At 70.4% G+C, this 21,532-nt stretch carries 20 protein-coding genes and 1 riboswitch; of the genes, 5 read left to right on the top strand and 15 right to left on the bottom strand.

All coding sequences use genetic code 11. The annotated features are described in order from the left end of the window. Positions 1-22 precede the first annotated feature (22 nt). The 4 genes from OG875_RS23570 to OG875_RS23555 form a co-directional block, all read right to left on the bottom strand. Complete coding sequence (locus OG875_RS23570) at positions 23-1,048, bottom strand: C40 family peptidase (protein ID WP_330176218.1); 1,026 nt, start codon at positions 1,046-1,048, stop codon at positions 23-25. Positions 1,049-1,331: 283 nt separating this feature from the next. Then, positions 1,332-2,357 carry a C40 family peptidase gene (locus OG875_RS23565; protein ID WP_330176217.1) on the bottom strand — a complete coding sequence of 342 codons (1,026 nt, stop codon included), beginning with the start codon at positions 2,355-2,357 and terminating at the stop codon, positions 1,332-1,334. 337 nt (positions 2,358-2,694) lie between these two features. Beyond that, positions 2,695-4,056, bottom strand: a complete 1,362-nt coding sequence (locus OG875_RS23560) for an NYN domain-containing protein (RefSeq protein WP_330176216.1) — start codon at positions 4,054-4,056, stop codon at positions 2,695-2,697. Between the two features lie 35 nt (positions 4,057-4,091). After that, positions 4,092-4,334, bottom strand: coding sequence for a hypothetical protein (locus OG875_RS23555; RefSeq protein ID WP_330176215.1), 243 nt, complete (start codon positions 4,332-4,334; stop codon positions 4,092-4,094). Positions 4,335-4,518: 184 nt separating this feature from the next. Here OG875_RS23555 and OG875_RS23550 point away from each other — a divergent pair, with 184 nt between their 5' ends. Both OG875_RS23550 and OG875_RS23545 read left to right on the top strand, forming a co-directional pair. Continuing rightward, on the top strand, positions 4,519-5,229 hold the full coding sequence (locus tag OG875_RS23550; protein ID WP_330176214.1) for a rhomboid family intramembrane serine protease: 711 nt from the start codon (positions 4,519-4,521) through the stop codon (positions 5,227-5,229). After that, a complete protein-coding gene (locus OG875_RS23545) occupies positions 5,226-5,507 on the top strand; it encodes an Lrp/AsnC family transcriptional regulator (protein WP_242570311.1) in 282 nt (93 codons plus the stop codon). The genes OG875_RS23550 and OG875_RS23545 overlap by 4 nt, the downstream gene beginning before the upstream one ends. Positions 5,508-5,542: 35 nt before the next feature. Here OG875_RS23545 and OG875_RS23540 read toward each other — a convergent pair whose 3' ends face one another. From OG875_RS23540 to ctaE, 6 genes are all read right to left on the bottom strand, one after another. Then, a complete protein-coding gene (locus OG875_RS23540; RefSeq protein WP_330176213.1) occupies positions 5,543-6,910 on the bottom strand; it encodes an aminotransferase class V-fold PLP-dependent enzyme in 1,368 nt (455 codons plus the stop codon). A 252-nt stretch (positions 6,911-7,162) separates the two neighbouring features. Beyond that, a riboswitch (SAM riboswitch) is annotated at positions 7,163-7,280 on the bottom strand. Positions 7,281-7,611: 331 nt separating this feature from the next. After that, a complete protein-coding gene (gene trpD / locus OG875_RS23535; protein WP_330176212.1) occupies positions 7,612-8,679 on the bottom strand; it encodes an anthranilate phosphoribosyltransferase in 1,068 nt (355 codons plus the stop codon). A 209-nt stretch (positions 8,680-8,888) separates the two neighbouring features. Continuing rightward, complete coding sequence (gene qcrB, locus OG875_RS23530; protein WP_330176211.1) at positions 8,889-10,517, bottom strand: cytochrome bc1 complex cytochrome b subunit; 1,629 nt, start codon at positions 10,515-10,517, stop codon at positions 8,889-8,891. After that, the gene (qcrA, locus tag OG875_RS23525; protein WP_330176210.1) at positions 10,514-11,566 is read right to left on the bottom strand and encodes a cytochrome bc1 complex Rieske iron-sulfur subunit; all 1,053 of its coding nucleotides are present in this window, start codon (positions 11,564-11,566) and stop codon (positions 10,514-10,516) included. The genes qcrB and qcrA overlap by 4 nt, the downstream gene beginning before the upstream one ends. Further along, complete coding sequence (qcrC, locus tag OG875_RS23520; protein ID WP_330176209.1) at positions 11,563-12,372, bottom strand: cytochrome bc1 complex diheme cytochrome c subunit; 810 nt, start codon at positions 12,370-12,372, stop codon at positions 11,563-11,565. The genes qcrA and qcrC overlap by 4 nt, the downstream gene beginning before the upstream one ends. 81 nt (positions 12,373-12,453) lie before the next feature. After that, the gene (gene ctaE, locus OG875_RS23515; protein WP_330176208.1) at positions 12,454-13,074 is read right to left on the bottom strand and encodes an aa3-type cytochrome oxidase subunit III; all 621 of its coding nucleotides are present in this window, start codon (positions 13,072-13,074) and stop codon (positions 12,454-12,456) included. Positions 13,075-13,320: 246 nt separating this feature from the next. Between ctaE and OG875_RS23510 the strand changes: the two genes are divergently transcribed. Further along, positions 13,321-13,722 carry a hypothetical protein gene (locus tag OG875_RS23510; RefSeq protein WP_330176207.1) on the top strand — a complete coding sequence of 134 codons (402 nt, stop codon included), beginning with the start codon at positions 13,321-13,323 and terminating at the stop codon, positions 13,720-13,722. Positions 13,723-13,789: 67 nt separating this feature from the next. On the opposite strand, the gene OG875_RS23505 is transcribed toward OG875_RS23510, so the two are convergent. The 4 genes from OG875_RS23505 to ctaC form a co-directional block, all read right to left on the bottom strand. Further along, the gene (locus OG875_RS23505) at positions 13,790-15,052 is read right to left on the bottom strand and encodes a L,D-transpeptidase (RefSeq protein WP_330176206.1); all 1,263 of its coding nucleotides are present in this window, start codon (positions 15,050-15,052) and stop codon (positions 13,790-13,792) included. A gap of 125 nt (positions 15,053-15,177) precedes the next feature. Beyond that, positions 15,178-15,576, bottom strand: coding sequence for a cytochrome c oxidase subunit 4 (locus OG875_RS23500; protein WP_330176205.1), 399 nt, complete (start codon positions 15,574-15,576; stop codon positions 15,178-15,180). Next, positions 15,573-17,312 (bottom strand): aa3-type cytochrome oxidase subunit I, encoded by a 1,740-nt coding sequence (gene ctaD, locus OG875_RS23495; RefSeq protein WP_330176204.1) that lies wholly within the window; start codon positions 17,310-17,312, stop codon positions 15,573-15,575. The genes OG875_RS23500 and ctaD overlap by 4 nt, the downstream gene beginning before the upstream one ends. Then, positions 17,309-18,271 carry an aa3-type cytochrome oxidase subunit II gene (gene ctaC, locus OG875_RS23490; RefSeq protein WP_330176203.1) on the bottom strand — a complete coding sequence of 321 codons (963 nt, stop codon included), beginning with the start codon at positions 18,269-18,271 and terminating at the stop codon, positions 17,309-17,311. Before ctaC ends, ctaD begins: the two co-directional genes overlap by 4 nt. 340 nt (positions 18,272-18,611) lie before the next feature. On the opposite strand from ctaC, the gene OG875_RS23485 reads away from it, so the two are divergent. Next, positions 18,612-20,048 carry a cysteine desulfurase/sulfurtransferase TusA family protein gene (locus OG875_RS23485; protein WP_330176202.1) on the top strand — a complete coding sequence of 479 codons (1,437 nt, stop codon included), beginning with the start codon at positions 18,612-18,614 and terminating at the stop codon, positions 20,046-20,048. A gap of 37 nt (positions 20,049-20,085) precedes the next feature. Here the strand turns inward: OG875_RS23485 and OG875_RS23480 are convergent, their stop codons facing one another. Next, the gene (locus OG875_RS23480; protein ID WP_330176201.1) at positions 20,086-21,060 is read right to left on the bottom strand and encodes a carbohydrate kinase family protein; all 975 of its coding nucleotides are present in this window, start codon (positions 21,058-21,060) and stop codon (positions 20,086-20,088) included. Between the two features lie 178 nt (positions 21,061-21,238). On the opposite strand from OG875_RS23480, the gene OG875_RS23475 reads away from it, so the two are divergent. After that, complete coding sequence (locus tag OG875_RS23475; RefSeq protein WP_330176200.1) at positions 21,239-21,448, top strand: hypothetical protein; 210 nt, start codon at positions 21,239-21,241, stop codon at positions 21,446-21,448. The last annotated feature ends 84 nt before the right edge of the window (positions 21,449-21,532 follow it).

Here is a 21,532-nt window from a genome sequence, read left to right as displayed (position 1 = left end):
CGGGCGGAGGCCGCGGCTCGCCCTACACGCGTGTGACCGACGAGATCGGCATCATGCCGACCGGGTCGTAGCGCACCGCCGCGCCGGGGTAGGGGGCGTGCACCACCTGGCCGTTGCCCATGTACATGCCGATGTGGCTGGCGTCGTCGCGGTAGGTGACCAGGTCGCCGGGTCTCGCCTCGGAGAGCGGGACCTGTACGCCCGCGTACCGCTGCGCCTGCGAGGTGCGCGGCAGCGAGACCCCGGCCTGCGCGTACGCCCACTGGGTCAGGCCCGAACAGTCGAACCCCGAGGGTCCGTTGGCGCCCCACACATAGGGCAGGCCGACCGCACCACGGGCGGCACGCGCGGCGGTGGCGGCCCGCGCGGACGCCGGGGCCTCGCCGGACAGCGGCACGTCGCGGCCCGAACGGGAGGCCCGGTCGGTGTCCCTCCCGGCGTCGGGCAGCGCGTTGAGCAGCCGCCGGGCCTCGGCGAGCTTGGCCTCCACGGTGCGTTTGTGGCGGGCGACGGCGGCCCGGCTGCGCTCCAGTTCGGCGAGGTCGCCGGCCGCCTCGTCCCGCTGGACCCCGAGCTTGCGCTGGGCCTGCCCGAGGTCGCGCAGGGCGACGGCCTGGCGGTCGCTGAGCCGGTCGAGGGCCTCGGCCCGGCCGAGATAACTGTCCGGGTCGGAGGAGAGCAGCAGCGCGAGTGCCGGGTCGAGTCCGCCGGAGCGGTACTGGGCCCCGGCGATCGAACCGAGCGCGCCCCGCATGCGGTTGACCCGCTCCTGGCCCCGGGCGACGCTGTCCTGGAGCCGGTTCACGCGGGCCCGCAGCACGCCCGCCCGTTCGCCCGCCGCGTTGAACCGCTCGGTGGCCTTCTCGGCCTGCTCGTACAGCCGGTCGACGGCCGACCGGGTCGCCTCGGTCGTGTCCCGCTCCCGGGGATCGGCGCCCGCCGGGGCGGTCCCGAGGGCGGCGGCGGCCGTGACGGCCGCCGCGGACAGGACTGTGACCCGGGTACCGCGGCTGTGACCGGGCTGTGGGGAACGACGGTGGGTCACCACAGGACGCCGCACTTCCTTCCGCTGAGGCAACTGCGCAGCCCCTGCCGCCCGACGGGCGGAGACATGACCGGGAGCTGCGGCGCAGCAGACAGTAACCGTGCGGACACGGAGCGACCAAGGAGCGCGCCGGGCACACACAGTGATGCCCCGCCGGAGACCACAGGTCACCGGCGGGGCGATGCGTCAGCGGGAGTAACCGGAGTTCGCCCGAACGAGCGCTCGCGGTCGGTCCGTGCGCGCGGACTCCGTGGGGAGTCCGCGCCCGTGCGGACGGGTCCGTGCGTCAGACGCGGACGCCGAACTGGAAGCTTCCGGCCCACTCCATGGCCTCGTAGCGCACCACGGTGCCCGGCTTGGGGGCGTGCAGTACCTGCCCGTTGCCCGCGTACAGCCCGACATGGCTCAGACCGCTGAAGAAGACCAGGTCGCCGGGGGCGAGTTGGCTGCGGCCGATCTTCACACCGTCGTTGACCTGGGTGTACGTGGTCCGGGTGAGGGCGACGCCCGCCTGCGCGTAGGCCCACTGGGTCAGCCCGGAGCAGTCGTAGGAGTTGGGGCCCTCGGCGCCGGAGATGTACGGCTTGCCGATCTGGGTCGCGGCGGCGGAGAGCGCGGCGGCGGCACGGCCCGAGGAGGCCGACTCGTTGCCGAGGTTGACCCGCTCGTTGCCGCGGGCGGCGCGGTCGGCGTCCTCCTGCGATATCTGCCGGCGCTCGTCGGCGGTCAGCGTGTTGAGGAGCTTCTGCGCCGCGTTGAGCTTGGTCTGGACTTCCTTCTTCTTCTTCGCGAGCTCGACCCGGGTGTCCTCCAGGTCGGCCAGCTTGAGGGAGGCTTCCTGACGCTGCTGCGCGAGGCCCCGCTGCTTGCCCTGGATCTTCTCCAGCGCGGCGACCTGCTTGCCGCCCATCTGGTCGAGGACGGACGCCTTGTCGAGGTAGTCGTCCGGGTCCGAGGAGAGGAAGAGCTGGAGCGAGGGGTCGATGCCGCCGGAGCGGTACTGGGCGCTGGCCATCGAACCGAGGCCGGTGCGCAGCTCGTTGAGCTCCTCCTGGCCACGGGCGACCTTGTCCTGGATCGCCTCGACCTGCTTCTCGAGCTTCTTTTCCTTCTCCTCCGCGCCGCTGTGCCGCTCGGTGGCGGCCTCAGCCTCGTGGTAGAGCTTGTCGACCTTCTCCTTGACGTCGTCCTTGGACGGCTTCGGATCGGCCTGCGCGGCCTGGGACGTCAGGGCGACAGCTGCGGCTGCGGTCGCGGAGAGCACGGTCACGCGGGCGCGGCTCGGCTGCTTGGGACGACGGTGGGACGCCACGAAGGCGAGCTCCTTCTTCCTCGACCGCCTACCGGGTCCTGGGGAGCGGGCCTCGGCTCCGTGAGTCAGCTTTCCCGGCGGGGCCGGGAATCCGGTACGGACCGGACTGAACTACGCGAATTCGACGGTTCCTTCGCCGCCACCCCGGATGGGTGATCAACCGCGCGAAGGTTCGAGCACTGACCCTAGTGACCTTCTCGTGATCAGTTCAAATCCTGAAGGGAAAAAATTTCGGCTCGGAGTGGTTTCTTCACATACATCGCACGGACAGTGACGGTCAATTGACGCTGTGAGGTGACATGGGGGGATCAAATGCCGCATTGGCCGCAGGAGTTGTTCAGACGCGCGAAAGCCGCTTCAGCAACAAGGCGGACGCAACGGGTCTCGCCCCGGCGCGGGCCACTCCGTCGGCGACCTCACGGTCGGTGGAGACCACCACCACCGGCCGCCCCGGCGGCTCCGCCCGCACCAGCTGACGGATCAGTTCGTCCGCCGTCACCCCCGGTTTGGAGAACAGCACCCGCACCCCGCGCGGCGGCGCGAGGAGGACGGGGGCGGCCAGTTCGGCCCCGTCGAAGACACAGGTCATCTCCGCGCCCGTCTGCGCCGCGAGCATCGCGAGACCGCCGAGCAGCCGCAGCCGCTGCTTCTCCAGCGGCATCGTCGGATAGCCGGTCTTGGTGACGTTGTAGCCGTCCACCACCAGGTGCGCCTGCGGCAGCGCCAGCAACTGGTCCAGCAGCGCCGGGTCCATGTCGGACAGCGCGCGGGCCGCGACGTCCTTCGGTGACATCCGGCCCGGCTCCACCGCGTCCACCAGATCCGCCGGATGCGCGGCGGCCGGCGGCAGCGCCAGCTCCCGCCGCAGCCCCTGCGCCGACTCCAGGACGGTGTCCAGCAGCAGCCGCAGCCGCATGTCCTCCACCGACCGGCCCTCGCGCGCGGCCCGGCGCCCGGCCTCCACCGCCGCCTCGGCCTCCGCCAGCCGCGCCTTGAGCCGCCGGGTCTCGCTCTCCGCCGCCGACACCTGGGCCGCCGCCTCCGCGCGGACCGCCTCGATCTCGGCGGCCGTACGGCGCAGGGCGGCCTCGCCGCGCTTGACGTCGCTCAGGGCGCTGCGCAGTCTGCGCTGCGTCGACTCGCCCTCCCTGCGGGCGGCGTCCAGCTCCGTACGCAGCCGCTCGGTGTCGGTCCGGGTCGCGGCCCGTGCCTGGACCAGTTCCTCGCGCAGCCGCTCCAGCTCGCGCCGGTTCTCCTCGTCCACCCGCTCGGCGTCGGCGCGCTGCACCTCCTCGCCCGCGGCGGCCACCAGCTTCGCCCACCCGACGGGACGCAGGACGTACGCGGCGGCGGCCACCTCGACGGGGTCGGCGGCCGGCGGCGGTGAGCCCGCCCGCACGGCGGCGGCCAGTTCGGGGTCCGCCTCGGCGAACCCCTCGCTGATCCGGCGGCGGAACACCGGGTCGCTCTCCAGGGCGGCCGCCATCGCGTTGCCCGCGAACTTGGCCCGTCTGCTGGGCGTGAAGCGCGCGTACTGCCGCAGCTGGGTCGGGAGTTCGGTGACGGTCAGCCGGCCGAAGGCGTCCGACACCAGCGCCACGACCCGGCGCCGTACGCCGTCGGGCAGCGGCCTGTCGAGCGCCTCGGCGTCACCGCCGGCCGCATCGGCCGGCTCAGCGCCATCTGCGGGCTGCTCCACGATCCGTCACCCCACTACCCTTTCGGGCGGCTCCCTCAGGAACCGGCGCCCGGCCTGTCAACCAGTTCGATCTGATCCACCGCGTCGCACCAGCGGCAGCGGACGGACTCGATGGTCTCACTGACCACGTCGCGCTCCTCGACCTTCGACTCTCCGGCCAGGTCCAGATGGACGTACTCCACCACCTTGGACGAGCGCGTCACGTCGAACCGGGTGAGATTGCCGCACAGGGTGCAGCGCCACCGGGTCGCGTCGGTCGGCAAGGGAACCGTCGTCATCGTGCCGTCCTCACGTCTGGAGATGTCCTGAGCGCCTGATGTCGTGCCGAACCCGCCGCGCCGCCCGCCCCGTGCGTTACCGGCACCGGGTGAGCACGCGCCCGTAACCCTACGGCCTCCCGCGTATCCCGTGTCGCGGCGAGGCGGACCGGTCCACCCCGCCCGGGTGCGGGATGATCCGGGGATGATCAATTGGCGCGCGGCGGCCGGAGCGCCGGTGGTGACCTACGGTCTGATCGGTCTGTGCGCTCTGGCCTTCCTGACCGGCCCGCTGTCCGGGTTCAACCCCTCGTACGGGACCGGCGACACGCTGCTCGCCGCGCAGAGCGCGTACGTCGAACGCTGGGGGGTGATCCCCGTCCAGCTCACGAGCGGCGAGCCGCACGCGCTCCTCACCCCTCTCACCGCGCTGTTCGTCCACGGAAGCTGGCTCCATCTGCTCGGCAACCTGCTCTTCCTCTACGTCTTCGGCGCGATGGCCGAGGAGCGGATGGGACGGGTGAGGTTCACCCTCTTCTATCTCGTCTGCGGCTACCTCGCCCTGCTGGCCTTCGCGGCGGCGAACGCGGACTCCGACCAGACCCTGGTGGGGGCGTCGGGCGCGATCTCCGGGGTGCTCGGGGCCTTTCTCTGTCTTCTTCCCCACGCGCGCGTCACCAGCCTCTTTCCCTTCCTCTTCTTCCTGCCGCTGCGCTTCCCGGCCTGGATCGTCCTGATCTTCTGGTTCGTCCTCCAGTGGCTCGCTGCCCGCGACGCCGAACCGGGTCCCGGCGTCGCGTATCTGGCGCACCTGGTGGGCTTCGCCCTCGGCTTCGCCGGTGCCTGGGGGCTCTTCCGGCGTACGGCTAGAGTGAAGCCCCCTGCCGCGGCCACCGAGGGAGAACGTCAACCGTGATCACCGCGATCGTGCTCATCAAGACCAGCGTCGACCGGATCCCCGAGATCGCGGAGTCGATCGCGGCGCTGGAGAGCGTCAGCGAGGTCTTCTCCGTCACCGGCACCTACGACCTGATCGCCATGGTCCGGGTCGCCCGGCACGACGATCTGGCGGACGTCATCCCCGGCAGCATCAGCAAGATCCCGGGCGTCGAGGCGACGGACACGCATGTGGCGTTCCGTACGTACTCCCAGCACGACCTGGAAGCGGCGTTCGCGATCGGCCTCGACGCCTAGGCCCTGTCCGGCGGTGTCCCGCGCGACCGGTCCGGTCAGCCGCGGTCCGGGACGCAACGGCCGTCCTCGGTGCGGTAGTTCCAGCGCGCGCCGTCCCGTACGAGTTCCCGTACGGCGCCGACGAACCGCTCCACGTGCTCGTCCGGCGTGCCCGCCCCGAAGCTGACCCGGATCGCGTTCAGCGACTTCTCGCCGGGGGCCGCGTCCGGCGCGCCGCACTCCCCGGGGTCCCCGGCGTCGCCGCCCAGCAGGGTCCGCACCAGCGGGTGGGCGCAGAAGAGTCCGTCCCGTACGCCGATGCCGTACTCGGCCGAGAGCGCGGCGGCGAAGTGGGAGCTGTTCCAGCCCTCCACCACGAACGAGAGAACGCCCACCCGGGGCGCGTCGTCGCCGAAGAGCGAGAGCACCCGGACCTCCGGGACGTCCGCGAGGCCCTCGCGCACCCGCTCGATCAGTTGCCGTTCCCGCTCCACCAGCCGGTCGAAGCCCGCGTCGGTGAGCGCCTTGCAGGCCGAGGCGATCGCGTACACGCCGATGACGTTCGGCGAACCGGCCTCGTGCCGGGCCGCGGTGGTGTGCCACTCGACATCCACCCCGCCGTCGGCGCGGCGCCCGACGGTACGGCTGGCGCCACCGCCCGCGAGATACGGCTCCGCCTCCCGCAGCCAGTCGGCGCGGCCCGCGAGCACACCGGAACCGAACGGCGCGTACAGCTTGTGCCCGGAGAAGGCCACCCAGTCCACATCCAGGTCCACGACGTCCACCGGGTGGTGGGGGGCGAGCTGCGCGGCGTCGAGGACGACCCGCGCGCCGTGGGCGTGCGCGACGGCGGCCAGTTCGCGCACCGGCCACAGCTCGCCGGTGACGTTGGAGGCGCCGGTGACACAGACCAGCGCGGGCTCCCGGGGGTCACGCCCGGCCAGCGCGCGCTCCAGGGTGGCGACGGCCTCGGCGGGGGTACGGGGCGCGTCCAGATAGCAGACCCGGGCGTCGCGCCAGGGCAGCAGCGACGCGTGGTGCTCGGTCTCGAAGACGAACACCTCGCAGCCGGCGGGCAGTACGGCGGCCAGCAGGTTGAGCGAGTCGGTGGTCGACCGGGTGAAGACGACCTGGTCGTCCTCGCGGCAGCCGAGGAACTCCGCGACGGTACGGCGGCTGTTCTCGAACAGGTCGGTGGACAGCTGCGAGAGATACCCGGCACCCCGGTGGACGCTGCCGTAGTACGGGGCGTAGGCGGCCACGTCGTCCCAGACACGCTGGAGGGCGGGGGCACTCGCGGCGTAGTCGAGGGCGGCGTAGGTGACCTCGCCGCCGGTGACGAGGGGGACCGTGACATCACGTCCGAGGACGGGCAGCGGCTGCTCGGTACGGGTTCGGGTGAGGGCGTCGAGGGGTGCGGACATGGCGGTATCTCCCGGCAGGACGAGGCGGAAACGGCATCAGGACCCGGCGGACGGACACGTCGTCCCGCCGGCGGATGCCGGGACGGCGCGGAGGTCCACGGGGGTGGCGCTCACTGAGGAGGGCGGGCCCTGTCCGGCCGGATCAACACAGGCCGGAGACGGGCCGGAGGCCCTATCGCATTCGCTTGCTCACGAGACTGCTCCCTTGAGGACCAGGACCCCAGGGATGACGACATCCGAACGATGTCCAGGGGTCCGCGCTTGCCGCGGGCCTCGCTGCCCACGGCCTGGTCTTCACCCGGGGCACCCCGCCACGGACGGAGGGTTGCCGGACAGCGGGCCGGGGCCGTAGTCGCTGTCACTCATGACCTGGGGCGAGGTTACCCCACCACAGGGCGACGGCCCAGACGGGGTCCGCGATGCGGGACGTGGGGGCGGGGGTCCGACGGGGCGGGGCGGCAGGGGCGGGGCCGGGAAGTGCCTCTCCTCAAGCGCCGGAGGGGCTGAAGGTGCCCGCTCCTCGAACGGCGGCGGGGCTGGAACTGCCGAGCCTGGTGCCGGGAGCCGGGTGGGGCCGCGACTGCTGATCGCACGCCCCGCCTGACACACCGCGAACGGCTCCCGAGCCGCACGACGGCGCTTCCCCCGGTGGCGACCGGGTCGGCCCCCGGAGCCGTACACCCGGAAAGCCCCGGCCGGGGCTACGCGTTGCTCGCCGTCACCCAGCGTTCCAGTGACTGCTTCGCCGCGCCCGAGTCGACCGCCGTCGCCGCGCGGGCGAGGCCCGCCGCGAGTTGGTCGTCCAGTGGGGCGTCGCCCGGCTCCAGGGCCACCAGGGCCGCCGCCGCGTTCAGCAGGACCGCGTCCCGGACCGGGCCCGTCTCGCCGGCCAGGAGGCGGCGGGCGACGTCCGCGTTGTACGAGGCGTCCGCGCCGCGCAGGGCCTCGACCGGGACGAGGTCCAGGCCGATGTCGCGGGGGTCGAAGGTGTGCTCGGTGACCCGGCCGTCGCGAACCACCCAGACGTGTGACGTGGCGGTCGTGGTCAGCTCGTCCAGACCGTCGTCGCCCCGGAAGACGAGGGACGAGTTGCCCCGCTCGGCGAGCACGCCGGCCACGATGGGCGCCATCCGGAGGTCCGCCACACCGACCGCCTGGGACCTGACCCGCGCCGGGTTGGTGAGCGGCCCCAGGATGTTGAACGTGGTCTGCGCGCCCAGTTCCTTGCGGGCCTTGGCCGCGTACCGCAGCGCCGGGTGGAACTTCACCGCGAAGCAGAAGGTGATGCCCGCCTCCTCGGCGACCTCCTCGACCCGGCGCGGGGTCAGTTCCAGATTGACGCCGAGCTTCTCCAGCACGTCGGAGGCGCCGCTCGCGGACGAGGCCGACCGGCTGCCGTGCTTGACGACCTTGCCGCCCGCCCCGGCCACCACGATCGCGGCCATGGTGGAGATGTTGACGGTCTTGGCGAGGTCCCCGCCGGTGCCGACGACGTCGACCGTGGCCCCGGGCACCTCGATGGTCTTGGCGTGCTCGTACATGGCGTCGACGAGGCCCGTGACCTCGTCCACCGTCTCGCCCTTGGCGCGCAGCGCGACCGCGAAGCCCGCGATCTGCGCGTCGGTGGCCTCGCCGCTCATGATGCGGTCCATGGCCCAGGCGGTGTCACCGGCGTCCAGATCCCGGCCGCGCAGCAGCGAGTTCAGTACACCCGGCCAGGAACGCGCCGCCAGGGTGTCGCCTCCGGCCGGGGTAACAGCGCTGCTCATGCTCGCTCCTGTGGGTCGCTGGACGGGTGCACGGACGTGCGGACCGTGCTGCCGGGCGCCAGCCTATCGGCGCCGACCGCGATTCAAGACCCGCTGCCCGCAGTGCGGACGGGCCGCCCGCCGGGGCCGTACGGGGGGAACACGTACACGGGCCCCGGTCCGGTTCCCCGAGGGGAGCCGGACCGGGGCCCGTGGCGTACGCCGGTCGGTCAGTGGTGGCCGTGGCCGCTCGTGACCTCGCGGTACTCCTCGGCCGTCGGCTTGGGGATCTGGCTTCCCTCACCGTAGTAGCCCTTGCTGAGCTTGACCCGCAGCTTCTCCACCGGAGAGGTCTTGCGCTCGACACCGTTCTCGTCGACCGTCGGGCCGAGTTCGGCCGGCCGGTACTGCTCGTGCGCGGTGAGCGTGTGCAGCGCGGCCGGGCCGAGCGGCTCGTGGACCTCCACGAACTCACCGTGCGGCAGCCGCTTGATGATGCCGGACTCGCGTCCGTGCAGCACCTTCTCGGCGTCGCGGCGCTGGAGTCCCAGACAGATCCGCTTGGTGACGACGAACGCGGCGACGGGTCCGACGAAGATGCCGATCCGGATGGCCCAGGTGATCACGTTGATCGACAGGTGGAAGTGGGTGGCCCAGATGTCGTTGCCGCCGCCGATGAGCAGGAGCACGTACAGGGTCAGCCACGCCACACCGAACGCGGTCCGGGTCGGCACGTTGCGCGGCCGGTCCAGGATGTGGTGCTCGCGCTTGTCGCCGGTGATCCAGGACTCGACGAACGGGTAGACCGCGAGAATCACCAGGACCAGCGGGAAGACGATCAGCGGGATGAACACGCCCAGGATGAGGGTGTGGCCCCAGAAGTTGAGTTCCCAGCCCGGCATGATGCGGATCAGACCCTCGGAGAAGCCCAGGTACCAGTCCGGCTGGGCGCCGGTGGAAACCTGGTCCGGCCGGTAGGGGCCGATGGCCCACACCGGGTTGATCGTGGCGATGGCCGAGATGATCGCGATGATGCCGAAGACGAGGAAGAAGAAGCCGCCCGCCTTGGCCATGTAGATCGGCAGGAACGGGGTGCCGACGACGTTGTTGTTCGTCTTGCCCGGACCGGCGAACTGCGTGTGCTTGTGGTAGAAGACCAGGATCAGGTGGGCCACCACGAGCCCGAGCATGATGCCCGGCAGCAGCAGGATGTGGATCGAGTAGAACCGCGCCACGATGTCGTGGCCCGGGAACTCCCCGCCGAACAGGAACATCGAGATGTACGTGCCGACGATCGGCGTGGACAGGATGGCGCCCTGGGCGAACCGGACACCGGTGCCCGACAGCAGGTCGTCCGGGAGCGAGTAACCGGTGAGACCGGTGAACAGCGCCAGCACGAACAGCAGGAAGCCGAAGATCCAGTTGATCTCGCGCGGCTTGCGGAAGGCGCCCGTGAAGAAGACGCGCATCATGTGCACGAACATCGCGGCCACGAAGACCAGCGCGCCCCAGTGGTGGATCTGCCGGATCAGCAGACCGCCGCGGACGTCGAAGCTGATGTCCAGGGTCGAGGCGTACGCCTCGGTCATCCGGACACCCTGCATCGGTACGTAACTGCCCTCGTACACGACCTCGTTCATGCTCGGGTGGAAGAACAGCGTCAGATACACACCCGTGAGGATGATGACGACGAAGCTCCACAGGGCGATCTCGCCGAGCATGAAGGACCAGTGGTCCGGGAAGACCTTCCGGAGCATGCCCTTGGCGGCGCCGTAGATCCCGAGGCGGCCGTCCGCCCAGTCGGCGACCCGCTCCCCCGCGGGCGCCTGGCGCTTCTTTTCGTCAGACGCAGTACTCATCCGCGCTCCCAGAAGGAAGGACCGACGGGCTCGTCGAAATCGCCGAGAGCCTCAAGGTAGCCCTCACCGTTCACACCGATCCGCAGCTGCGGAAGGGCGTGGCCGGCCGGGCCGAAGATGACGCGGGCGCCGTCGGAGAGGTCGAAGGTGGACTGGTGGCAGGGGCAGAGCACATGGTGCGTCTGCTGCTCGTACAGGCTGATGGGACAGCCGACATGGGTGCAGATCTTCGAGTACGCCACGATGCCCTCGTGCGACCACTCGAGTTCGCGCTTGTCCTTGATGTCCGCCGGCTGAATCCGGACGATCATCAGGGCCGCTTTGGCGATCTCGTTGTTGAAGTTCTCGTTGTGCTCGTCCAGCCCCTCGGGCTGGGCGAACGTCAGCGACCCCACCGTGACGTCCTCGGGACGCAGCGGCTCGTTGGTGTTCTGGTTGATGAGCAGCAGGCCCTTCTTCCAGAGCGTCTTGCGGAGCTTGTCCTCGGGCAGCGGCCCGAGGTCGCGCAGCAGGACCACACCGGAGAGCGGCACCAGGGCCAGCGCGCCGAACATCGTGTTGCGGATCAGCTTGCGGCGGCCGAAGCCGGACTCGGCCGCGCCGACCAGGAAGTCGCGCTTCGCCTGCGCCGCCACCTCGGGGGTGGCCGCGATCGGGTGGCGTTCCTGGACGATCTCCTCGTCGCTCATCAGGGTGCGGGCCCAGTGGACCGCGCCCGCGCCGAGCGCGAAGAGGGCGACCCCGAGCGTCAGTCCCAGCGAGAAGTTGAGCGCGCTGACGTGGCCGAACGGCCAGACGTACACGATCTTGCCGACGGGGAAGGCGACGTACGAGGCGATGAAGCCGACCGTGGCCAGCATCGACAGGGTGAACAGGGCCGCGACCGCGCGCTCGGAGCGCTTGGCCGCCCGCTCGTCGATGTCCTGGATACGCGGCCGGTGGGCCGGCATCCCGGGGTTGGCGAAGGGGTCGTCCGCGCGCTCGACCTCGGTGTGCGCGGGTTCCTGCCGGACCGGCAGGTTCTCGTCTGAAATCCGGTTGTTACTCATGACCTCTTGGCCTTAGCGGTGTGCGCCGCGGTCCAGACGGCGACTGCGATCAGCGCGCCCAGACCGATGAACCAGGAGAACAGACCCTCGCTGACGGGTCCGATACCACCGAGCTTGAAACCGCCGGGGTTGGACGACGTGGAGCTGTTCACGGACTCGACGTACTTGATGATGTCCTTCTTCTGCTCCTCGGGCATCGTCGAGTCGGGGAACGCGGGCATGTTCTGCGGACCGGTCAGCATGGCCTCGTACATGTGCTTGGGAGTGACATCCTCAAGCCCCGGGGCGTACTTGCCGTTCGTCAGGGCGCCGCCCTCACCACCGAAGTTGTGGCACTGGGCGCAGTTGGAGCGGAACAGCTCGCCGCCCTCGGCGGCGTTCGCTCCCCGCGGGTCGACCTGCTCGGCGCTCGGGACCGAGGGACCGGGGCCGAGCGAGGCGACGTACGCCGCGAGCTGGTCGATCTCCTTCTGGTCGTAGATGACCTTCTTCTTGGGTACCTGCGGGCCGGGCTGCTGCGCGGGCATCCGGCCGGTGCCGACCTGGAAGTCCACGGCGGCGGCGCCGACGCCGGTCAGCGACGGGCCGTCGGTGGTGCCCTGACCGCCGACGCCGTGGCAGCTCGCGCAGCCCACGGCGTACAGCTTCTTGCCCTCGTCGATGGCGAGGGACTGGGCGGTGTCGTCTGCCTGTGCCTTGCCCGCGGGCGCGAACGCGGTGTACAGCCCCCCGGTGGCCGCCAGCGCGAGGAGTAGGACGACGACCGCCGCCAACGGATGGCGTCGTCGTGCGGAGAGCTTTTTCACGGATTACCCCGGTGTCAGGATCTTCTGCGTCGGTGCGTGCTTCTGGACGGTGTGGGCAAGCGCGTCGGGCGCTGTGGCCCGCTACTTGATCAGGTAGATCGTGGCGAAGAGGCCGATCCAGACGACATCGACGAAGTGCCAGTAATAGGACACGACGATGGCGGCGGTTGCCTGCTCGTGGGTGAACCTCTTGGCCGCGTACGTTCTGCCGAGAACCAGCAGGAAGGCGATGAGACCGCCCGTCACGTGCAGACCATGGAAGCCGGTGGTCAGATAGAACGCGGAGCCGTAGGGGTCGGAGGAGAGCGAGATGCCCTCGTGCTTCACGAGCTCCGTGTACTCGAAGATCTGACCGCCGATGAAGATCGCACCCATCACGAAGGTGATCACGAACCACGAGCGGAGCTTCTTCACGTCGCCGCGCTCGGCGGCGAAGACGCCGAGCTGACAGGTGAGTGAGGAGAGCACCAGGATCGTGGTGTTCACCGCGGAGAACGGGATGTTCAGCGAATCGGCCTTCTCCGACCAGAACGCCGCCCCTGTCACCGACCGCAGGGTGAAGTACATCGCGAAGAGGGCCGCGAAGAACATCAGCTCGGAACTCAACCAGATGATGGTTCCGACACTGGTGAGGTTCGGCCGATTGACCGTCGGGTGCGCGTGCCCGGTTTCTACTGTCGTTGCTGTCGCCACGCCCGACATTATGTCGGTCGCTTATCCCGCCCTCACTCCGGGGGGTGCCCTTCGGAGTGTCAGCCCCTCCGGAGAGGGCGCGGGCCAGGACCGAACGGCCCCTCGCGGGGGGCCGGGACCCGTGCTGACATGGTGCCCGACGGAGTAGCATCCGGCGCAGCGGGTCCCGGCGCCAGGCTCTGATCCCAACGACAGGCCCTGAAGCCCGGAAGCCCTCGCAGACGCGGATGTCACCACGGATGTCACGGAGGAACAATGCAGCCGACCGCCACGGTCCTGGTCTACAGCGACAACGCGATCACCCGCGAGCAGGTGCGGACGGCCGCGGGCCGCAGGCCGGCCGCGGATCTGCCGCCGGTCGAGTACGTGGAGTGCGCGACGATGCCCGCCGTGCTCACGATCCTCGACAAGGGCGGTGTCGACGCCTGTGTCTTCGACGGTGAGGCCGCCCCGGTCGGGGGCATGGGTCTGTGCCGGCAGATCAAGGACGAGATCTTCAACTCGCCGCCGGTGCTGCTGCTGATGGGCCGCCCGCAGGACGCGTGGCTGGCCACGTGGAGCCGTGCCGAGGCGGCCGTGACGCTGCCGGTGGACCCGGTCGACTTCCCGCAGGCCCTGGCCACGCTGCTGCGCGCCAGGCTCGCCGTGGAGGCCTGACCGGCCCTGCCGGGGCGGGGCGGGGCCGTACCGGGGCCGGGGCGGGCGCCCCGGCCCTCCGCGGGGGTCAGACCTGCGGGCGCAGCCGGGCGGCCTCCACGGGGCCGGTGCCCTCCCGGATGCCGGCGCCGCCGATGAGGGCGCTGCCCTGGCGCCACTTGTTCCAGTCCAGGTTCCAGTCGCCGAAACCGTTGCCGAACGGGTCCATGTCGTCGCCCTCGCTGTTGACGACCTTGACGATGTCGCCCTCGCGGACGGTGTCGAAGAACCACTCGGCGTTCTCCGTGGACATGCCCACGCAGCCGTGGCTGACGTTCGCCGACCCCTGCGAGCCCACGGACCAGGGCGCGGCGTGCACGTACTCGCCGCTCCAGGTGACCCGGGTCGCGAAGTGGACCGGCAGGTCGTACGACTCGCTGCTGCCTGCGGCGATACCGACGCTGGTGCCGGTCATCCGTACGAAGCGTTCCTTGGCCAGCACGACCTTGATGCCGTTGCGGGTGGAGAAGCCGGGCTTGCCGGTGGTCACCGGGACGGTCTTGACCGCCTTGCCGTTGCGCGTCACCGTCATGTGGTGGGTGCCGGCGTCGGCGACGGCCTCTATCCGGTCCCCCGTGGTGATCTTGAGCGCCTTGGAGGGGCCGCCGTACAGCTTGTCGCCGACCCTTATCCCGTCGAGGGTGCTGGTGACGTTGACGGTCGCGTCGTTGGGCCAGTAGTCCCTGGGGCGGAAGTGCAGCTTCTTGTCGTCGACCCAGTACCAGGAGCCCTCCACGGCGGGGCTGGAGCGGACCTTGAGGCCGCGTTCCACGACGGCCCGCGCGTCCTTGTCCTTGACGGGGGCGCTCAGCTCGGCAGTGACGGGCTGGCCGACGCCGTATCTGCCCGCCTTGGGGCCGAACGCGACGGTCAGGTTCCGCTGCTTCACCGGGGTCGTCCCGAAGGTGAGCGTACGGCTGCCGGGGGCGCCGTCCTCGTCCTCGGTGGCGACCTTGACCGTGTAGCGGGCGCCTGCGGCCATGGGCACCGTGGAGCGCCAGCGGGCCCCGTCGGCGGCCAGCTCGCCCGCCAGGTGGTGGCCGGCGGCGTCCGTGACGCTCACATCGGTTATCCGCCCCTCGCCGCCCTTGGCGACGACTTCCAGAGGCTTGTCGGGGTTGGCCTTGGTGTCGCCCTTGGGTGTGTTGAGGGAGACCTGGTCGGCTGCGTCGTACGGCTTGCCGGACAGCGGATGTCCGTCCGGACCACCGCAGCCGGTCGCCACCGCCCCGAGGGACAGGACCAGCACGGTACGGCCGACAACGGTGCGAAAGCGCGGCGTGTGGTTCATAAGCACACGTTAAGAAGAATGTGTGGTTACGGCGCGCTGTGTGACTGCAAACGAGGGGCCCGGATCCTCCTCAGGGGTGAGGAGGATCCGGGCCCTTGTCTCCCGTACGGCTTTGCGCGCCGCCGTTACTGGTTCTGGTTCTCACCCGTGTAGTACTCGAAGACCCAGCCCCACAGGCCGATCAGGAGCACCGGGAAGGAGAAGAACAGCAGCCACCAGCCGATGGCGATGGAGAGGAACGCGAGCGCGCCGCCGACGGCCAGCGCGAGCGGCTGCCAGCTGTGCGGGGAGAAGAACCCCACCTCGCCGGCCTCGTCCGCGACGTCGGCCTCCTTGTTGTCCTGCGCCATCGCGTCGACCCGCCGGGCCGTGAAGGCCAGGTAGAAGCCGATCATGAGGCTCAGGGCGAACGCCAGGAAGAGCGCGGTGGTGCCGACGGGCTCCTTGGACCACCAGCCGTACACCCCCGCGACGACGAGGATGAAGACGCTCAGCCAGAGGAACATCCATCCTTGGACCTTCACTTGCCGACCTCCTTGCCACCGAACAGCGCGGTGTCCTTCTGCCCGTCGTTCTCAAGGTGTTCGAGGGCGGCGATCTCCGGGTGGTGCAGGTCGAACGCCGGGGACTCGGAGCGGATCCGGGGCAGGGTGAGGAAGTTGTGCCGGGGCGGCGGGCAGGACGTCGCCCATTCGAGTGAGCGCCCGTAGCCCCACGGGTCGTCCACCTCGACCTTCTTTCCGTACTTGGCCGTCTTCCAGACGTTGTAGAGGAACGGCAGGACCGAGAGGCCGAGGACGAACGAGCTGATCGTGGAGATGGTGTTGAGCGCGGTGAATCCGTCGGCGGCCAGGTAGTCCGCGTAACGGCGCGGCATTCCCTCCGCGCCCAGCCAGTGCTGGACGAGGAACGTGCCGTGGAAACCGATGAACAGCGTCCAGAAGGTGATCTTCCCGAGCTGTTCGTCCAGCATCTTGCCGGTCATCTTCGGCCACCAGAAATGGAATCCGGCGAACATCGCGAACACCACCGTGCCGAACACGACGTAGTGGAAGTGCGCGACGACGAAGTACGAGTCCGAGACGTGGAAGTCCATCGGCGGCGAGGCCAGGATGACTCCGGTCAGACCGCCGAAGGTGAAGGTGACCAGGAAGCCGATGGTCCAGAGCATCGGTGTCTCGAAGGACAGCGAGCCTTTCCACATCGTGCCGATCCAGTTGAAGAACTTCACCCCGGTCGGCACCGCGATCAGGAACGTCATGAAGGAGAAGAACGGCAACAGCACGCCGCCCGTCACGTACATGTGGTGCGCCCACACCGTCACCGAGAGGCCGGCGATGGCGATCGTCGCGGCGACCAGACCGATGTAGCCGAACATCGGCTTGCGGCTGAACACCGGGATGATCTCGGAGACGATGCCGAAGAACGGCAGGGCGATGATGTAGACCTCCGGATGCCCGAAGAACCAGAAGAGGTGCTGCCACAGCAACGCGCCGCCGTTGGAGGCGTCGAAGATGTGGGCACCGAACTTCCGGTCGGCCTCCAGGGCGAACAGCGCGGCGGCCAGCACCGGGAAGGCGAGCAGCACCAGCACACCGGTGAGCAGCACGTTCCAGCAGAAGATCGGCATCCGGAACATCGTCATGCCGGGCGCGCGCATGCAGATGATCGTGGTGATGAAGTTGACCGAGCCGAGGATCGTGCCGAAGCCGGAGAACGCCAGACCCATGATCCACAGGTCCGCGCCGATACCGGGCGACCGGACGGCGTCCGACAGCGGGGAGTACGCGAACCAGCCGAAGTCCGCGGCACCCTGCGGGGTGATGAAGCCGGCGACCGCGATGATCGAGCCGAACAGGTAGAGCCAGTAGGCGAACATGTTCAGCCGCGGGAACGCCACGTCGGGCGCGCCGATCTGGAGCGGCATGATCCAGTTCGCGAATCCGGCGAACAGCGGCGTCGCGAACATCAGCAGCATGATCGTGCCGTGCATCGTGAACGCCTGGTTGAACTGCTCGTTCGACATGATCTGCGTGCCGGGACGGGCCAGCTCGGCGCGCATGAAGAGCGCGAGCACACCACCGATGCAGAAGAAGACGAACGACGTGACCAGATAGAGCGTGCCGATCGTCTTGTGGTCGGTGGTGGTGAGCCACTTGATGACCACAGCGCCGGGCTGCTTGCGCCGTACCGGCAGCTCGTTCTCGTACGAGTCGTCAGCTGCTGCGGCGGCACCCTTGGGTTCGTTGAGGATGCTCACAGTTGTTTCTTCTCCGCATTCCTGGCCGGGTCCGTCAGCTCGATGCCCGACGGGATGTAGCCGGTCTGCCCCTTCTCGGCCAGCTCCTTCAAGTGCTGCTGGTAGCGCTCCGGGGAGACCACCTTGACGTTGAAGAGCATCCGGGAGTGGTCCACACCGCACAGTTCGGCGCACTTGCCCATGAAGGTGCCCTCCCGGTTGGGAGTGACCTCGAAGGCGTTGGTGTGGCCGGGGATGACGTCCTGCTTCATCAGGAACGGCACGACCCAGAAGGAGTGGATGACGTCACGGGACGTGAGGACGAACCGGACCTTCTCCCCCTTCGGCAGCCACAGCGTCGGGCCGGGGTTGCCGTTCTGGGGGTTCCGCGTACCGGGGATTCCGGCGTCGTAGACGCCTTCGGCACCGGCCGGGAAGTCGTCCTGGAGCTTCTGGGGGATGTCGGCGAGTTCCTTGGGCACCTCGGTGCCGGTGGAGGCTTCGCCGTCCACGTCCTCGACGTAGTTGAAGCCCCAGCTCCACTGGTAGCCGACCACGTTCACGGTGTGGGTGGGCTTGTCCGCCAGGGAGAGGAGCTTCGACTCGTCACGCGCGGTGAAGTAGAAGAGCACCGAGACGATGATGAGCGGAACGACCGTGTACAGAGCCTCGATGGGCATGTTGTAGCGGGTCTGTGGAGGTACCTCCACCTTGGTGCGGCCACGCCGGTGGAAGACGACGCTCCACAGGATCAGGCCCCACACCAGGATGCCCGTGATGAGCGCTGCCGCCCACGAGCCCTGCCAGAGGGAGAGGATTCTGGGGGCCTCCTCGGTCACCGGTGTGGGCATTCCAAGGCGGGGGAAATCCTTGTAGGTGCAACCGGTGGCGGTCGCGAGGATCAGGCCCGCAGTCAGCACCTGCGGCAGCTTCCGCCGCATCGGGCGCCGCGACGAGCGGTCGGAGCCGTTGGGACTCACGTAGCGCCTTCCCGAGAGTCTCGCCCGCGCGGCCGGCTGCGGCCGTCTCGGTCGGTCGCCGGCCCTGACGCGGGCAGGGGTTTGGATGTTTATGCGGACCAAACCCTACTGGACGCAATTCGGGGTCGCGCATGGAGGGTGCCCAACGCGCCGTCCGGCATCTCGAAGGGGTGGAATGCCCAGCTCCGGGGTCTTTCTGACGCCCCTCCAGACACGGTTTCCGCCCCGGCGGACCGGGGGCGGGGTGGAGCGGGGCGGGAGGCGGGGCGGAGCCGTGGCGCGACCGGTCGCGGCGACCCGCGGCGGGGCCCGCGCCGGGGGCAAGGATTAGCGTGGCGGCGTGGCCTACTTCGACTCCGCGTCCTCCGCGCCCCTGCATCCCGTCGCCCGTGAGGCGCTGCGAGCCGCCCTGGACGAGGGCTGGGCCGACCCGGCCCGGCTGTACCGGGAGGGCCGGCGGGCCGCGCTGCTGCTGGACGCCGCCCGGGAGACGGCGGCGGAGGCGGTGGGCTGCCGTCCCGACGAGCTGTTCTTCACCCCTTCGGGGACGTACGCGGTGCACACGGGGATCGCGGGATCACTCGCGGGCCGCCGGCGTGTCGGTGACCATCTGGTGGTCTCGGCGGTCGAGCACTCGTCGGTGCTGCACGCCGCGCACCGCCGGGACGGGGCGGCCGTGACGGAGGTGCCGGTGGACCGTACGGGGGCGGTCTCCCCGGACGCGTACGCGGCGGCCCTGCGCGGCGACACCGCGCTCGCCTGCCTCCAGTCGGCCAACCACGAGGTCGGCACCGTGCAGCCCGTCGAGGCCGTCGCCGAGGCGTGCCGGGCTGCCGGGGTGCCGCTGCTGGTGGACGCGGCGCAGTCGCTGGGCTGGGGGCCGGTGGACGGGGCGTGGTCGCTGCTGACGGCGAGCGCGCACAAATGGGGCGGGCCCGCCGGGGTGGGGCTGCTCGCCGTGCGCAAGGGGGTGCGGTTCGCCCCCCAGGGGCCCGTGGACGAGCGGGAGTCGGGGCGGGTGCCCGGTTTCGGGAATCTGCCGGCGGTCGTGGCCGCCGCCGCGTCGCTGCGGGCGGTACGGGCCGAGGCGGACGGCGAGGCGGCCCGGCTGCGGCTGCTGGTGGACCGGATCAGGGCGCGGGTGGCGGAGCTGGTGCCCGACGTGGAGGTGGTGGGCGATCCGGCACGCAGGCTGCCGCACCTCGTCACCTTCTCCTGTCTCTACGTCGACGGGGAGACCCTGCTGCACGAGCTGGACCGGGCGGAGTTCTCCGTGTCGTCGGGCTCCTCGTGCACGAGCGGCACGCTGACGCCGAGCCATGTGCTCAAGGCGATGGGCGTGCTCTCGGAGGGCAACGTCCGGGTGTCACTGCCGGCCGGGACGTCCGGCGCGGAGGTGGACCGGTTCCTGGAGGTGCTGCCGGGGGTGGTGGCGGCCGTACGGGACCGGCTGGGCGCGCCCGCGGGGCTCACGCCCGGCGGCGAGGGCGAGCGGGGCGCGGACCGCGAAGGACCCGGGGACGGTGCCGGAGAGGCCGCCGGGGCGGGACAGGGGGACCCGGCCGGCGCGCTCGTCGTGGACGCCCTCGGCGCGCTCTGCCCGGTCCCGGTGATCGAGCTGGCGAAGGTGATCGGGAACGTACCGGTCGGCGGCACGGTGACCGTGCTGTCCGACGACGAGGCCGCCCGGCTGGACATCCCGGCGTGGTGCCGGATGACGGGGCACGAGTACGGCGGGCGGCGCGGCACCGCGTTCGCGGTGCGGCGCCGCGCCTGACCTCACCGGCCGTACACGTGCCTCGGCCGGACGGCGGTCAACCGAGGTGGCCGCGGACCTCGTTCGCCGCCTCGTCGCCGTACGCCTTGGTGAAGCGGTCCATGAAGTTGTTCCGGCGCAGGGTGTACTCCTGGGTGCCGACCGTCTCGATGACCAGGGTCGCCACCATGCAGCCGACCTGCGCGGCACGCTCCAGGCTCACGCCCCACGCGAGTCCGGACAGGAAGCCGGCCCGGAAGGCGTCGCCGACACCGGTCGGGTCGAGCTTCGCCGTCTCCTCCGCGCAGCCGACCTCGATCGGGTCGGTGCCGACGCGTTCGATCCGTACGCCGCGCGCGCCGAGGGTGGTGACCCGGTGGCCGACCCGTTCCAGGATCTCGGCGTCGGTCCAGCCGGTCTTGGACTCGATGAGCCCCTTCTCGTACTCGTTGGAGAACAGGTACGTCGCGCCGTCGAGCAGCAGCCGGATCTCGTCGCCGTCCATCCGCGCGATCTGCTGCGAGAAGTCCGCGGCGAACGGGATGGACCGGGCGCGGCACTCCTCGGTGTGGCGGAGCATCGCCTCCGGGTCGTCGGCACCGATCAGGACCAGGTCGAGGGCGCCGACGCGGTCGGCGACCGACTTCAGCTCGATCTGCCGGGCCTCGCTCATGGCGCCGGCGTAGAAGGAGCCGATCTGGTTGTGGTCGGCGTCGGTCGTGCAGACGAAACGCGCCGTGTGCAGCACTTCGGAGACCCGGACGGACGCGGTGTCGACGCCGTGCCGGTCGAGCCAGGCGCGGTACTCGTCGAAGTCGGAGCCGACGGCGCCGACCAGGACCGGCGCGGTGCCGAGCTGGCCCATGCCGAAGCAGATGTTGGCTCCGACGCCGCCCCGGCGAACGTCGAGGTTGTCGACGAGAAAGGAAAGCGAGACCGTGTGCAGCTGGTCCCCGACCAACTGGTCGGCGAAGCGACCGGGGAAGGTCATGAGGTGGTCAGTGGCGATGGAGCCGGTGACTGCGATTCTCACGGCTGACTGCTCCTGTGGAATTGGGGGTGTGCGCTCCAGCGCTCCGCGACGGGGCGGTGGGCGACGGGTGGGAGGTTGGACACCCCACGCTATCGGGTCGGCACCGGGAGCCCCCATACGGCAGAACTACCCGATAGTAGGGCTTTTCTCCCGCCCGGTCCCTGCTTACGGTGCGTGTATGAGGAACCACACTGTCCCCCGCGAGCGCGCCGTCCGTGAATCAGACACCAGTCTGGCCGAACTGCGCGGTGACTCCGCCCGGATCGCGCCGCACTGGGTGCGGCCCGCCGCCGAGTCCGTCCCCGTCCCCCCGTCGCTGATCCATGGTGTCACGGTCCCGGCGGCCTCCGCCCGGCTGCTCGACGGCATGTCCGAGTACGGCGACTGAGGGCAGGGCGCACGGCAGGCACGGGGAACCGTTTCCTCCCCTCACCCGTCCGACCGGTGTCCCGGCCCCCAGCGGGGCGATCAG

The sequence above is a fragment of the Streptomyces sp. NBC_01498 genome (genome assembly GCF_036327775.1).
In the GTDB taxonomy this organism is placed as follows: domain Bacteria; phylum Actinomycetota; class Actinomycetes; order Streptomycetales; family Streptomycetaceae; genus Streptomyces.
Note: the sequence above shows the minus strand (reverse complement) of the source record. Positions and strands in the feature narration are given on the sequence as shown.